Origin of the sequence: Pseudomonas sp. F01002, assembly GCF_004402115.1 — a bacterium.
Lineage (GTDB): Bacteria > Pseudomonadota > Gammaproteobacteria > Pseudomonadales > Pseudomonadaceae > Aquipseudomonas > Aquipseudomonas frigoris.
On record NZ_SOPU01000004.1, the window covers coordinates 36,467 to 36,676 of the forward strand.

The window sequence follows — 210 nt, forward strand, 5'->3', positions numbered from 1 at the left end:
GTTCGGCTGCGAAGCAGTCGTGAAATCAAACACCTCGGTGTGTCAGGACAAACTCGCATGCAGGGTTTACGACTGCTTCGCAGCCGAACGCAGCCTCGCAGGCTCGGCAGCTGCTACAAGGTTCGTCCGCAGGGCAAACTCCCTCGCCACAAAAGCCTGGATGAGGTGAATCAGCTAACCTCTATGAAACCATTGGCGACGGCGGTGCTC